The organism is Epilithonimonas sp. UC225_85 (assembly GCF_042695135.1).
Classification (GTDB): Bacteria; Bacteroidota; Bacteroidia; order Flavobacteriales; family Weeksellaceae; genus Epilithonimonas.
The window spans coordinates 753,847-768,147 of sequence record NZ_CP170547.1; the positions used below are offsets into that span (position 1 = coordinate 753,847).

A 14,301-nucleotide genomic window follows, 5' to 3' on the forward strand; every position below is an offset into this window, starting at 1 on the left:
TCGGTCATTTGACCGATTTTTTTATGTTTTATTTAATTAATGACAATTTGTATGATCCGTATGAAAGCCTTTTATAGAATGGTTAACGTGCAATGCTTCGGAATGTGGAGAAACATATGGTATTCCTAGTTCCAATCCTCTTAAAACGAATAATCCGCCTAATATAATCATCATTACCGGAATCACTTTCAATATTTTTACTCGGAAAGCTGTCGTGATGAAATTTCCTAAGTAAACAACGGCAAACATAAACGGAAAAGTTCCCAATCCAAAAAGAAACATAAAGAGCGAACTTTGCCAGATTCCACCGGCTGCCAACGATGCTGTGAGAGCCATATAAACCATTCCGCAAGGTAAAAGTCCGTTAAGGATTCCTGTTGCGAAGCGGGATTTGTAATCGGGAAGCTGTAAGATTTTTCCAAGTTTCATTTTTACTCTTAACAACACTCTTGAAACAAAAGGAATTCTCGTTGCAAAATCTTTTCCTCCGAAAGATGATATAGCCATTATGATGAGTAAAATGCCAACTGCAACTGTAAGATATTTTTGAAAACCAGCAAATTCAAAACTTTGTCCAATAATGCCTAAAATCGCTCCGAGAATAGAGTAGGTAAGGATTCTTCCAAATTGATAGGTGAGATTTTGAAGATAGAAATTAGCTTTCTGATTTTTGGTCAATCCCATCGATAAAGCAATAGGCCCACACATACCAATGCAGTGGAATCCGGAAGCGAATCCCAATCCAATTGCAGATATGATAAGTGCTATTTCCATAAGATGTCATAATCTACCTGATAAGGTTTCTTATTTTCCGTCCATTTTAATTTTAAAGTATAGGAACCTTTAGAAATCACTTTTTTAGGAATCAGGAATAAATTATGTTGTAAAGTGACTTCTTTTTTCACATCCAGATTAGAATCATCTGTCCGAAATAAAATAAATTTCGCCAAATTATTATCTGCTTTGATGCTTTCGGGAAAAGAGATAAGCATTCCTTCGGCTGTTGATTTATAAACCGGAACTTCTTTTAGCGTTGCTGCATTTTTTTTAGCATCAATAATATCCTGATATTGCAGTTCTTCCTCGTAGTAATTATTAGAGATCATTTCTGCATTTTGTTTTCCCATCGGAAAAATAAAGATCAAAAATAGGATGAAAATAATAAAGCAACCCAGTGCAATCATTAATCCGTGTCCCCAATTTAGATTTTTCATTGGTTAATAATTAAAATTGAAATTTGAAAGGTCCTTCAAAATAAGTTTTGTAAGAATCCAGTAATTCGCCATTCATATCATAAACACCCAATTCCAGATTTTGTTTTGATAATTTAATTTGATTTTGCGGGAAACTTACATTAATGGTTCCTTTGATCATCGCATCTCTTTTCATAATGATGTTGGTAGATGTACCGGAAGATATTTCGCCGTTTGAAGGTTCAATGATTTTGATAACGACTGTTTTGTTTTCGTTGGATTTATTAAGAAAAGTATAATTATAAGTGTTGGTAATTTTCCCGTCTCTTACGAAGAAAGTAGAGCCCGGAGGTTTAAGGAATTTGGCTTCCATCTCGCCTCTGTTGTATAATAATCCACCTAAGAAGGCCACAAGAACAAGTAAAACAACCGTATAGCCTTTCATCTTTCCGGAGAATTTGAATTGCTGCTGTTCCTCAATTTCTTTTTCTGAGGCATAGCGGATTAGCCCTGGCGGAAGTCCGACTTTTACCATCACTTCATCACACGCATCTATACAAGCGGTGCAGTTTACACATTCCATCTGCAAACCATCGCGGATATCTATTCCAGTAGGACAAACGACCACACATTGTTTACAATCGATACAGTCACCTTTTCCTTCAGCTCTTCTGTCTTCCCCTTTTTTCCATTTAGCACGGTTTTCTCCTCTTTTATAATCGTAAAAAACATTGATGGTTTCTTTATCTATCAATACGCCCTGCAATCTTCCGTAAGGACAAACCATTGTACAAACCTGCTCTCTGAACCATGCAAATACAAAGTAAAAAGCGGCCGTGAACATAATCATTACCAAAAAGTTGGTAGGTTTTGCAAATGGACCTTCCTGCATAATTCTGAAAACCTCTTCATAGCCAACGATGTACATAAACATAATGTGGGTAATGATGATGGAAATTAATAGAAAAGTAAACCACTTCAAAGACCGTTTCCAAATCTTTTCTGTGTCCCATTCCTGATTATCCAGTCGGATCTGTTTATTTCTGTCGCCTTCTATCGCATATTCTATTTTACGGAATATCATTTCGAGGAATATGGTTTGAGGACAGATCCATCCACAAAATATTCTTCCGAAGACTACGGTAAAAATAATAATGAATATTAATGAAACAATGGCGCCTAATGCCAGAATGAAGAAATCTTGAGGATAAAAAGGCTGCCCAAAAATAAAAAATTGACGCTCTATAATATTAAATAGCAGAACCGGATTTCCATTGATTTTCAAAAATGGAACTGCAAAATATATTGCTAACAGCAGAATACTTACAAGGACTCTGTAATTGGTAAATTTCCCTTTAGGTTTTCTTGGAAATACCCACTTTCTTTTACCGGTATTATCCATTGTACCTACAGAGTCTCTGAATGTTTCAGCTTCTACGACCCAGCTTTCAGCTTCGTTGTATTTTTTTTCTGTAGTACTCATAATATTTAGATAAAAAAAGAGATTGTCCCGAGAATGAACAGTATATCTACCATTTATTCTCAAATATCATTCCGAATAGAACGATATTTTTTGACAATCTCTTTTATATGATATTACTTAGTTTTTTCCCAGTGCGCTTCCGTTCCTTGAGGAGCTGCACCACCTTGTGCAGGTGTAATTGGAGCCTGCTCCTGATTGATATGATAGACATAAGCTGCCACATTTTGCATATCGAATCCGGAAACCACACCATTTTTACCCCAAGCCTGCATTGTCGGGTTATTTGGACTTCCGTTTTCTACCATCCAGAAAACAGTTTTATATAATGTTTTCTCTGGCTGGTTGATCCAGAAATTATCTGTCAGGTTAGGTCCGATTCCTCCTTTTCCACCTTCACCGTGGCAAGAGACACAGTTGGTTTCGAAAACCGCTTTTCCAGCTTCTACATTATCTTCTGAGAATACAGCAGTTTCTAAAGTCGGCTGAGTCACAGTTGACATATATTCATTGATAGCAGCAGTCTGCTCTCTGTATTCCTGTTCATATTCTTTGTAAGGATGAGCAAAATCTGTCAGGAAGTATGAAGAAACGTACAAAATACAGTAAGCTACGCCGAAATAGAAAAGGCCTAGCCACCATTTTGGAAGCTGATTGTCAAGCTCCATAATGCCATCGAATCCGTGATCGATAAGGATGTCTTTTTCCTCTTTTTCTGACTGACTTTTGAATGCACCGTTCCAAAGGTATTGGAAGTAAGGTATTTTTTTGTCAGAGATATAAGCTGCTTTTTCTGTATCTGTCAGTTTTTTGAACTTTTCATTCTCAATCAAATCTCCAATTGCAGCCTGGATAAAAACGACTACAATACTGATCAATGCTGCTCCAAGAAAAAATTTGGTTGACAGAAAATCAGATGTTTGGGTAAACATGTAAAAAACTATAATTAGTAATCCTAAAACGATTGGAATATTAATATAAACAGGTGTTCTTCTTTTCATGATTAATTATCTTTTTTAATTACAAAGTAAATTTATCGTCTTCGTGATCTTTTTCCAAAGGAGCATTTTCTTCCTCGTTATAATATTTTTTTGGTCTGTTGATCACAACATAAACCATTACAACAAAGAATAAAATGAAGATGATCATTGCAATGGTCTGAAACAGACCTGCATTTTCCACATTGGAGACGATGTCTTTAAAACTTTGCGGAATCATTTTATTTTAAATTTAATTACTAGCCGTTTTTACTTCTGTTGTTTTGATATCGGTTCCTAATCTTTGCAGATAAGATATTAAAGCAACGATCTCTCTCTTCTCAAGCGGAACAAATTTCTCTCCGGATTTGGCTTTGTTGACCTTAGCCTCTTGAAAAGATTTTTTCACATCATCTGCTTCAGCAAAAACATTTTTTACAATACCGTTAGCCTGATGATCCATCCATGTATCCATACTGTCGATCTGAGATTTTGTATATGGAACATCAAATGTATTTTTCATCAATTCCAATTTAGCTTTTGTTTTGCTTCTGTCCAATGTATTTTCTATCAACCAAGGGAATCTAGGCATAATAGAACCTGCGGAAGTCGATCTTGGATTATACATATGTTTGAAGTGCCACGAATCTGGTCTTGCGCCGCCTTCTCTCTGCAAATCCGGACCAGTTCTTTTAGAACCCCAGAGGAATGGTCTGTCGTAGATATATTCTCCCGCCTTTGAGTACTGTCCGTTTTTACCGTTGAATCTTACAACTTCATCACGGAATGGGCGGATCATCTGAGAGTGGCAGGCATTACAGCCTTCTCTGATATATAGATCTCTACCTTCTAATTCTAGTGGCGAATATGGTTTCACCGCAGAGATCGTAGGAACATTATCTTTAATAAATATAGTCGGAAGAATTTCCATAGATCCTCCAATTGCTACTACAAGAAAGGATAAAATTGATAAATATAGTGGCGTTCTTTCTAACCATAAGTGGAATGTTTCACCTTCTTTTCTTCCTTTGTTGATTTTTGCCAATGCAGGAACTTCTACAGGAACTTCTTTTTGGAAAGATCCTTTTCTTGCTGTTGCAACTAAGTTAACAACCATAAGGATAGCTCCGGAGAAATATAAGAATCCTCCTACGAATCTCAGTTTAAAGAATGGAAGAATAGCAGTTACCGTATCCAACCAGTTTTTGTACATCAAAGTTCCGTCCGGATTAAATTGTTTCCACATCAATCCTTGTGTAAATCCTGCAATATATAAAGGAACTGCGTAGAAAATAATTCCAAAAGTTCCTAACCAGAAATGCCAGTTAGCTAATTTTACAGACCAGAGTTTGGTTCTCCACATAATTGGAACTAAGTAATAGATAACACCAAAAGCCATAAAACCGTTCCATCCAAGCGCTCCTAAGTGAACGTGACCAATAACCCAATCTGTAAAGTGTCCTACTTTGTTAACTGTTTTAGTTGCCAAAAGTGGTCCTTCAAATGTTGCCATACCATAACAAGTTACAGCGACAACAAAGAATTTAAGAACCGGATTTTCCCGTACCTTATCCCAAGCGCCTCTCAAAGTCAATAGACCGTTTAGCATACCTCCCCAAGATGGTGCGATAAGCATAATTGAGAAACCTGTTCCTACAGCCTGAGCCCAAGCCGGTAAAGATGTATATTGTAAATGGTGCGGACCTGCCCAGATATAGACAAAGATCAACGACCAGAAGTGAATAATCGATAATTTGTATGAGAAAACCGGTCTGTCTGCCGCTTTCGGAACGAAATAATACATCATCCCTAGAACCGGAGTCGTCAGGAAGAATGCAACCGCATTATGACCATACCACCATTGTACCAATGCATCTTTCACACCTGCATAAGCAGAATAGGATTTCCATCCGGTGAAAGATAAAGGAACTTCTAAGTTGTTGAATATATGGAGCATAGCAACTGCAACCCAGGTTCCGATGTAGAACCAGATTGCCACGTATAAGTGTCTTACTTTTCTAACTGCGATTGTAGCAAACATATTGAACCCAAAAATCAGCCAGACCACTGTGATCAAAATATCAATCGGCCACTCGTGTTCTGCGTATTCTTTAGAGGTATTAATTCCCATAAGGAAAGTAATAAGAGTTGTTACCAGCATCAGCTGCCAACCCCAGAAATGCATCCAAGATAAAGTATCGCTCCACATTCTGCTTTTCAGTAATCTCTGCATAGAATAGTAAAATCCTGCAAAGAAACTGTTGCCCACAAAAGCGAAAATTACGGTACTCGTGTGCATCATTCTAATACGCCCGAATCCAAATGCACCTTGAGAATTGATCAATCCCTGCATTCCCTCGCTTCGCAAAGTTCTGATTGTCGGGTCGTCTGTTCCCAGGAAAAACTCTGGTAATTCAGGATAAAATAGTAACAACGCAGCCGTCAGTCCTAATAAAAAACCTAATAAACCGAAAACGACCGTCGCAATAAGAAAAGCGCGAACAATCCCGTTGTCATAACTAAATTTTTGTGTTTCCATATCTACAAATAGCAATTATTCTTTATCATTTTTTTCAGGAGTGTCTGTCTCCTTTTCTGTCTTCACTTCGTCGTCAAATAAAATTCTGACGGCAGGCGATTCGTCGTCTTCAAACTGTCCTTTTCTGGCTCCAATTATGAAAATAATCAGGAAAATAACAGCTAAAGAAACGCTGCAGATAATCATTAAATAGAGAATCTCCATAACTGCGACAAATTTAAGGTAAAAACAGTCGTCAAATTTAGTGAAAATTACTGACTTTGGTCAGAATGAAGCAAATATGGATAATTTATAATCGCTCTAAATAAGGGCGTTCTAAATGTTTATCTTAAAATATTTGGCACTTCTGATCCACGTGGAAAGTGTCGTAAATGTTACAACCGTTACAGAGCTGAGAGGCATAAAAATAGCTGCAAAAAGAGGATGCATATGTCCCGAAACAGCAAAGCTGACTCCGATAATATTATAAAACAAACTTATTATGAATGTGATTTTTACAATCGTTATTGCATCCTTGGAAAGCTTCAGGAATTTGTCCAGATCAGGGATTTTTTCTCCATTCATAATCACGTCGGAAGAAGGCGTGAAGGAATTGCTGTCGTCCGAAATTGCGATACCTACATTACTCTGTTTCAGCGCGCCCGCATCATTCAATCCGTCACCGAGCATCGCTACTTTTTGTCCCTTGTCCTGAAGTTCTTTGATAAAGTCCAGCTTGTTTTCCGGATTTTGGTTGAATTTCATTTCTGAAACATTCGGAATCAGTTTTTCAAGAATTGATTTTTCCGAAGGATTGTCGCCGCTTAAAATGTTGATTTTGTAATTTTTTAAATGACTGAAAAGCACTGAAAGATTGCTTCGGTATTCATTTTTGAATGTGAATTTCCCAATGAAAGTTTCATTTTTCTTGATGTAAACTGCGGTTTCCAGATCCTGTGATTTTTCTCCCGTGAAGCCTGCAGAACCGATTTTGTAAATTGTTCCGCGTACTTTTCCTTCATAGCCTTTTCCGGATATTTCTACAAAATCTTCCACTTCAAAATAATCATCATTCACTTCGATGTAATTATAAAGTAATTTCGAAAGCGGATGATTGGAGTTCTTAAGGAGCGATTTGATGTTTCTTAAATCAAAATCCTCAATTTCATTTCCGATATAATTGATGCTGGATTTCTTGCTTTCAGTTATGGTTCCTGTTTTATCAAAAACTAATGTGTCAATTTTCGCCAGTCTTTCTATCGTCAGAGTATCTTTTACATAAAACTTGTTGCGACCAAGAATTCTCATAATATGTCCGAAAGTAAACGGAGCAGAGAGTGCCAAAGCACAAGGGCAGGCAACAATAAGAATTGCAGATACGACCTGAAACATTTTCTCCATATCAATTCTTGCCCAATAGATCCCTGCCAGCAAAGTAATTCCTAGAATAATTAATGTAAAATACTTACTGATCGTATTGGTCATTGTGTCAAGACCTGTTTCAAATTTTTTGAAAGCTTCTTTATTCCAAAGTTGAGTGAGATAACTTTGATCCACACTTTTGATGACTTCCAGTTCCAGAACAGATCCGGATTGCTTGCCGCCTGCAAAGATCTTGTCGCCCGGTTTTTTGGAAACGTGAGCAGACTCTCCTGTGATAAAACTGTTGTCGATGTTGCCTTCGCCTTTTATAAGAACCGAATCTACCGGGATGATTTCCTGATTTCTGACCATAATCCTGTCACCAACAGCCAGGTCGGAAAGCAAAATATTCTCCTGTTTTCCATCGAAATCAACTTTCGTTACGGCAATCGGGTAAAAAGACTTGTAATCCCGGTCGTACGAAAGCGTATTGTAAGTTCTTTTCTGGAAAGTTTTTCCGAGTAACATAAAGAATAATAAGCCGCAAAGTGTATCAAAGTAGCCTGGACCATAATCTGTTACGACTTCATAAATACTTCTACCATAAAGCACAAAAATCCCTAAAACAATGGGAACGTCTATATTGATTATTTTGTTTTTCAAACCGTACCAGGCGGACTTATAATAATCTGAAGCCGAATAAAATACTACAGCTGTTGCAAACAAAAATAACAGAACCCGGAACAGATGTTTGTAAGAATGGAACCATACATCATCTCCTGAGATATACTCCGGGAAGCTGAAGAACATTCCGTTTCCGAAAGCAAAACCTGCGATTGCGAGTTTTATCAAAAGACTTTTATCTAATGTGTCGTGCTTTTTATCTGCTGTCTCAAGGTTGATGACCGGTTTATAACCAAGGTTAGTCAGGAACTTTGCGAGTTCACTTAATTTCAGTTCGTCATCTTTGAAGGAAACCTGCAACGTTTTACGGGTAAAATTGACCTGAGAATAGTTGATGCTTTTATTGATTGTATGTAGGCTTTCCAACAGCCAAATACAGGAAGAACAATGGATCACAGGTATTTTGAAAGTGACAAGAGTCGTTCCGCCCTCCGAAAAATCGACAACTTTGGTATAGATCTCGGGTGTGTCGAGGTAATCGAACTGAGCATTATTTTCATTGCTCGGCCGTACACCGGAGTTTTTGTTGATGTTGTAGAAATTATCCAGATTATGGACGTTCAGGATTTCATAAACCGACTGGCAACCGTTACAGCAAAATATCTTATGATCAAAAGAAATCTGCTCTTTGTCAATTGCTTGTCCACAGTGAAAACATTGTTCTGACATAAATGTCTGATATTGGAATGCAAAATTACGGAAAATTGTTTGATTGTAGTTCTAAAATAGCTTATTTTTGCTGATAAATGTCATAGGTATGTCTCTTGAACAACAATTGGTTATAGAAGAAAATTTCTCAAAAGCATTCAATAAGGAATCTTTGCGCGAAAGTTTGAATTCCGCTGATTTTGAAGTGTATGAAAAAGCCTTAAAAGTTTTGGAATTCTCAAAAGGTGATGTGGTTTTCGATGATGGTGATTCGCCGAAAGGAGTTTACTTTATCGAAAAAGGAACGGCAAAACTTTCTAAGTCAGGTGTTTACGGGAAAGATCAGATTCTGAGATTCTGTAAAGACAATGATCTGATTGGATATCGTTCTTTGCTGTGTGGAGAAAATTTCCAGGCAAAAGCAGAAGCGATGACACCGTTGAAAGTTCAGTTTTTACCCTCCGATGTTTTTCTTCATTTATTAGAAGTTGATTCCAAACTATCTTACGCAATGCTTCAAAAAATTGCTTACGAATTGGGAGAATCTGCAAATACTGTTACTTTCCTTGCCCAAAAAACAGTAAGAGAAAGATTGGCAGAAATTCTGATCCTTTTGGAGCAAAAACTTGGGACAGATCCGGAAGGCTTTATCAAAATTTCACTTACGAGAGAAGAAATTGCCAACTTAATTGGAACCGCTACAGAAAGCGCAATCCGATTAATCTCAGAATTCAAACAAGATGATCTGATCTCCGTCGAAGGCAGAAATATCAAAATCCTAAACCGCGACAAATTAATCAAATTGGGTCACGTTGTTATATAAATGATAACCGATGAATGATAATGGATTTGCAATTCTTTATGCTAAATTTTTCATCAGTCATCGTCATTTTTTAATCATTTATCACTTATCATTTATCATTCATAATCATGTCTGTACACTCCGAAATAAAAAAAATCACCACAGAAACCTTACGAAAAATGAAATTCGATAAGGAAAAAATCACAATGCTGACGGCTTACGATTTCACCACTGCAAAAATGGTAGATGCAGGCGGTGTAGATTCTATCTTGATCGGTGATTCTGCAGCAAACGTAATGGCTGGTTTTGAAACAACTTTGCCCATTACCTTGGATCAAATGATTTATCATACGCAATGTGTGGTTCGTGGTGTGGAAAGAGCTTTGGTGGTTGCGGATCTGCCTTTCGGGACTTATCAGAGTAATCCGGAAAAAGCCCTGGAATCTGCAGTGAGAATGATGAAAGAAGGCGGCGCTCACGCTATTAAAATCGAAGGCGGAAAAGAAATTGAAGAATCCATCAGAAAAATCGTGAATGCAGGAATTCCTGTTTGCGGACATCTTGGACTCACGCCTCAAAGTATCTATCAGTTCGGAACCTATAAAGTAAGAGCAAAAGAAGAAGCAGAAGCAGAAAAATTGATTTCCGATTGTAAACTTCTGGAAGAACTCGGCTGTTTTGCTGTCGTTTTGGAGAAAATTCCGGCAGATCTTGCCAAGAAAGCGACAGAAAGTATTTCGATACCGACAATTGGTATTGGAGCCGGACAGGACTGTGACGGACAGGTTTTGGTTTATCACGATATGGTTGGGATGAATCAAGGTTTTTCTCCAAAATTCCTGAGAAGATATCTGGATCTTTACACAGAAATTACCGGCGCCGTTTCTCAATATGTAAAAGATGTGAAAAGCTCTGATTTCCCGAATGATAAAGAAAGTTACTAAATTTTCATTTTATATTTTTCTGATATTTTCTATCATTTCCTGTGTTTGTCACCAGACAAAATTCGGGACAAGAACTGAGATTTTCGATAAGAAAGATTCTCTGAAATCTCTTGCCAGAATTAAGGAAATCAAAAATTTAGATTATTCCGATTTCAAACCTGGAAAATTTAAAAATGGGAATGCCGAAGTCAATTTCAGATTATTAAAGCCAAAAAATTTGGATCCAATCAAAAAATATCCTTTGGTTTTAGTCTTTCACGGTTCTGGTGCTGTTGGAACAAATAATACCTCACAAATGGGCATTTTGTCGAAAATGTGGCTGCTTCCGGAAAATCGGGAAAACTATCAGGCTTATGTTGTATCACCTCAATTTCCTGTTCGTTCCTCCAATTATCATCTTGATGAAACCAGAAATGTAAAAGTTTCTGAATCTAATGAATATCTTGATCTTGTTCTGAAATCAATTGATTCCTTAATTATTAAAGAAAATATAGACCCAAACAGAATCTATGTCATGGGATTCTCAATGGGCGGCGCAACAACTTCTAATGCCATTTCCAAGAGACCGGATCTGTTTGCAGCTGCGATTAATATCTCAGGAATTTCACAGTTTGATAAGATTAATGAGCTTCAGAAAATCCCAATCTGGATAGTCCACGGAAGTCTGGATACAGATAATTTTCCTCAAAGTAATTTCAGGTTTTTTGAAGAATTGAAACCTAAAGGAAAAGTTTTTCTGTGGGAATATAAAAACCGATATCACAACAATATTCTTTCGGCTGAATTGATTGATAAGATTCCGGAATGGCTTTTTAAACAACATAAATAATGTCTCAAGAATTTTCCTCTTCTCAAATCGTTTATGAAGATAATCATCTTCTCGTCATCAACAAAAAAGCCGGACAGCTCGTTCAGGGCGATAAAACAGGCGATTTGTCTTTGTTAGAATTGATCAAGGATTTCATTAAAAATAGAGATGATAAACCCGGCAATGTTTTTCTTGGTTTGGTTCATAGAATTGACAGACCAACTTCTGGCTTGGTGATCTATGCAAAGACTTCCAAAGCGCTTTCCCGATTGACACAGATGGTAAAAAATAGAGAAGTCAAAAAGACTTATTGGGCAATTGTTGCTAAAGAAATGATCCCGAAATCTCAGAGATTGGTTCATTATCTTCAAAAAAACGAAAAAACCAACAAAGCCACCGTTTTCATAAAGCAAACGGAAGGCGCAAAAGAATCTATTCTTAATTATCAAATAATCAAAACCTTAGATAATTATCAGCTTCTGGAGATTGATCTGGAAACCGGAAGACATCATCAGATCCGTGCCCAGCTTTCAAAAATCGGAGTTCCGATAAAAGGCGATCTGAAATATGGTGCGCCCCGTTCCAATCCGGATGGCGGGATTTCTCTACACGCCAGAAGACTTCAGTTTATTCATCCTGTTACAAAAGAAAATATAGAAATCACGGCGCCCGTTCCTCAGAATGATGCGATTTGGAAAGCTTGTGAAGGTTAATCGAATTATTTGTCTTGATTCAGTAATCCTGAACTAGAATCAGAATTATTTGTTTTGATCAGATTGGGATCTACTTTTGCCAGTTTGTTCTTGGTCGGAATCTTATAATTAAATGAAATTCCGAATTTCCGCGTATCATTTTTACTTGTCAGAAGGACAGGATCCAGATCATTTGGCGGTACCGAATTGAAAGTATTCCTATTCATATTAAAAACATCGTCTGCATAAAGTGTAATCGTAAGACGATCGTTCATCAATTTTTTGGTAAGATTAAGATCAACAGACTGGTTAAATGGTTTTACCGCGTCAAAATAGAAATAATTTCCTTTCGTAATATGACGGTAATTGGCAGTGAATTTTATTTCCTTCGGCAAAATAATCTGCGCCATTCCTCCAAAAACCCAAAATCCTTTGTTGTTAAGTGCCGGAATCTCGTGCTTCTGATAACTTGTAAATAAGTAAAGGAAATTGATCTTGTCCGGATTGAAATCAAACTTCAGCATTTCACTAAGGCTTTTGGTGAAAATCATAAACGGAACCGGTAATCCGGCGTTGAAGCTGTGGATTCTCATCGTTGGAATATTGATATTTGTATTGGTTACCAGAAGGTCTTTCCGCCCAACCTGCTGTGCAATATTGTTATCAGAATAACTGATGCTGTAACTGATATAGGCATAATCAAAAGCAGAAATTTTAACCTCAAAATTGTCAAAAATAGTCGGCTGCAAGAAAGGGTTTCCGCTGTAATTGATGTTTTGATTGTTGAAAACCGTATTGTTGGGATTCAGGAATGTGATGTTGGGAAGACTGATTTTTTTGTTATAATTAAAGCTGAAGTAAACGCTTTGCATAAAATTGTACTGAACACTTGCATTTGGAAAAATCCTGAACTGGTTAAAAGGTGTCAGATCTTTTTGAACAACAGCATTGTTATCAAAAACCCGCGTGATTCCGCTGATGTCATAATTCTCTCCCCGTGCTCCCAAAATAAAATCAAATTTCTTCAGTTTCGCCTGCAATTCTGCATACAAAGACGATGTTTGTCTCTGATAGTCCAGATTGGTGATGATTTTATTATCCGTATCAAAATTCAGTTTTTCGTACAAACCGCCAATACTTATTTTACCTTCATCCAGTATTTTCAAAGCCTGAGAAAAATCGACCTTAAAACTGTAAACATTCTGATTAGAAGCATTTGCCGTATTGTTGGACGGATTGGTAAAGCTGTTTTGAGAAAAATCCGTATTATAATTATTATAATTCAGTTGAAAATCGAGCTTTTTATTTTTATCGGAAAATCTCTTTTGATAAGTAATAGTTGCATCATTTCTGTTGGTAAATGTCTTTCCAAAATCTTCCGAATTTACAGGCGAAAGAATGTTGTTTACTAATCTAAAACCGTTGCTGGAAACTACATTATCATTATTATTTTTGTTAAGTTCATAATTTAAAAGCAAACGGTCTGCTCCCAGATCAAAAGTCATTGCAGCGTTGCCAAAATAGCCACGTCCTGTTTTATCAGAGAAATTTTTTGAGAGGTCGTCAACTTCGCTCCATTGTGCATTTTCCCGATAGTTTTGTCCGAAAGTAACCTGCCAGCCAAAATATTTGTTTGTGGCATTCAGATTAAGGCTGTTGACGGTTTTATTTCTTACTTTATCATAATTGCTGAAGGCATAACTTCCGCTGTAAGTTGCAGAAAGATAGCTTTTTGCATTTTTACTTGTGATAATGTTGAGAATGGCTCCGCCGGAAGTTGCCGGGAACTCTGCGCCGGGTTGGGTAATCACTTCTATTCTTTCGACAGAGTTGGCAGGCATCCCTTCAAGAAAAGCCGTAAGCTCGTTACTGGAAATGTTAAGTGGTCGCCCATCCATAAAGACCTCAAGCATTTTTCCCTGATACATCATTCCGGCCACATCTGTAGAAACCAAACCGGGAAGCTTTTTCAAACCATCCATCAATGTTCCGGAATTCAGATTAGGCTGTTCCGAGAAATCAAAAATAGTTCTGTCCGCTTTCTGCTCTACCGCTTTTTTAGTTTTGGTAATGGTAACAGCTTCGATCTGTTTTTCTTTTGTTTCCTCCTTTCTTGTTTCCTGCGCAAAATAGATTTGGGTGGAAAATAGAAGGCTTGCAAAAAGAGTAGATTGGATTTTCATAGGTTAGTTT

The 14,301-nt window shown here is 37.2% G+C and carries 13 protein-coding genes; 4 read left to right on the forward strand and 9 right to left on the reverse strand.

Annotated features, from left to right (window positions below; genetic code table 11):
* Window positions 1-36: 36 nt before the first annotated feature.
* The 8 genes from ACFJGY_RS03640 to ACFJGY_RS03675 form a co-directional block, all read right to left on the reverse strand.
* The gene (locus ACFJGY_RS03640; RefSeq protein WP_379968229.1) at window positions 37-774 is read right to left on the reverse strand and encodes a sulfite exporter TauE/SafE family protein; all 738 of its coding nucleotides are present in this window, start codon (window positions 772-774) and stop codon (window positions 37-39) included.
* Window positions 765-1,214: a FixH family protein gene (locus ACFJGY_RS03645; protein WP_379968231.1), complete on the reverse strand. Its 450-nt coding sequence runs from the start codon at window positions 1,212-1,214 to the stop codon at window positions 765-767. The genes ACFJGY_RS03640 and ACFJGY_RS03645 overlap by 10 nt, the downstream gene beginning before the upstream one ends.
* 10 nt (window positions 1,215-1,224) lie before the next feature.
* Window positions 1,225-2,676 (reverse strand): cytochrome c oxidase accessory protein CcoG, encoded by a 1,452-nt coding sequence (gene ccoG, locus ACFJGY_RS03650; protein WP_379968233.1) that lies wholly within the window; start codon window positions 2,674-2,676, stop codon window positions 1,225-1,227.
* Between the two features lie 113 nt (window positions 2,677-2,789).
* Window positions 2,790-3,674: a cbb3-type cytochrome c oxidase N-terminal domain-containing protein gene (locus tag ACFJGY_RS03655; protein WP_379968236.1), complete on the reverse strand. Its 885-nt coding sequence runs from the start codon at window positions 3,672-3,674 to the stop codon at window positions 2,790-2,792.
* Window positions 3,675-3,693: 19 nt separating this feature from the next.
* Window positions 3,694-3,891, reverse strand: coding sequence for a CcoQ/FixQ family Cbb3-type cytochrome c oxidase assembly chaperone (locus ACFJGY_RS03660; RefSeq protein WP_379968238.1), 198 nt, complete (start codon window positions 3,889-3,891; stop codon window positions 3,694-3,696).
* Between the two features lie 12 nt (window positions 3,892-3,903).
* Complete coding sequence (ccoN, locus tag ACFJGY_RS03665) at window positions 3,904-6,189, reverse strand: cytochrome-c oxidase, cbb3-type subunit I (RefSeq protein WP_379968240.1); 2,286 nt, start codon at window positions 6,187-6,189, stop codon at window positions 3,904-3,906.
* A gap of 15 nt (window positions 6,190-6,204) precedes the next feature.
* On the reverse strand, window positions 6,205-6,393 hold the full coding sequence (gene ccoS / locus ACFJGY_RS03670) for a cbb3-type cytochrome oxidase assembly protein CcoS (protein ID WP_379968242.1): 189 nt from the start codon (window positions 6,391-6,393) through the stop codon (window positions 6,205-6,207).
* A 111-nt stretch (window positions 6,394-6,504) separates the two neighbouring features.
* Window positions 6,505-8,883 (reverse strand): heavy metal translocating P-type ATPase, encoded by a 2,379-nt coding sequence (locus ACFJGY_RS03675; protein ID WP_379968244.1) that lies wholly within the window; start codon window positions 8,881-8,883, stop codon window positions 6,505-6,507.
* Window positions 8,884-8,971: 88 nt separating this feature from the next.
* Between ACFJGY_RS03675 and ACFJGY_RS03680 the strand changes: the two genes are divergently transcribed.
* From ACFJGY_RS03680 to ACFJGY_RS03695, 4 genes are all read left to right on the forward strand, one after another.
* A complete protein-coding gene (locus ACFJGY_RS03680) occupies window positions 8,972-9,685 on the forward strand; it encodes a Crp/Fnr family transcriptional regulator (RefSeq protein ID WP_379968246.1) in 714 nt (237 codons plus the stop codon).
* A gap of 107 nt (window positions 9,686-9,792) precedes the next feature.
* Window positions 9,793-10,608, forward strand: a complete 816-nt coding sequence (panB, locus tag ACFJGY_RS03685; RefSeq protein WP_379968248.1) for a 3-methyl-2-oxobutanoate hydroxymethyltransferase — start codon at window positions 9,793-9,795, stop codon at window positions 10,606-10,608.
* Window positions 10,589-11,437: an alpha/beta fold hydrolase gene (locus ACFJGY_RS03690; RefSeq protein WP_379968250.1), complete on the forward strand. Its 849-nt coding sequence runs from the start codon at window positions 10,589-10,591 to the stop codon at window positions 11,435-11,437. Before panB ends, ACFJGY_RS03690 begins: the two co-directional genes overlap by 20 nt.
* Window positions 11,437-12,129 (forward strand): RluA family pseudouridine synthase, encoded by a 693-nt coding sequence (locus ACFJGY_RS03695; RefSeq protein WP_379968252.1) that lies wholly within the window; start codon window positions 11,437-11,439, stop codon window positions 12,127-12,129. The genes ACFJGY_RS03690 and ACFJGY_RS03695 overlap by 1 nt, the downstream gene beginning before the upstream one ends.
* Before the next feature lie 5 nt (window positions 12,130-12,134).
* Here the strand turns inward: ACFJGY_RS03695 and ACFJGY_RS03700 are convergent, their stop codons facing one another.
* The gene (locus tag ACFJGY_RS03700; protein ID WP_379968254.1) at window positions 12,135-14,291 is read right to left on the reverse strand and encodes an outer membrane beta-barrel protein; all 2,157 of its coding nucleotides are present in this window, start codon (window positions 14,289-14,291) and stop codon (window positions 12,135-12,137) included.
* Window positions 14,292-14,301 lie beyond the last annotated feature (10 nt).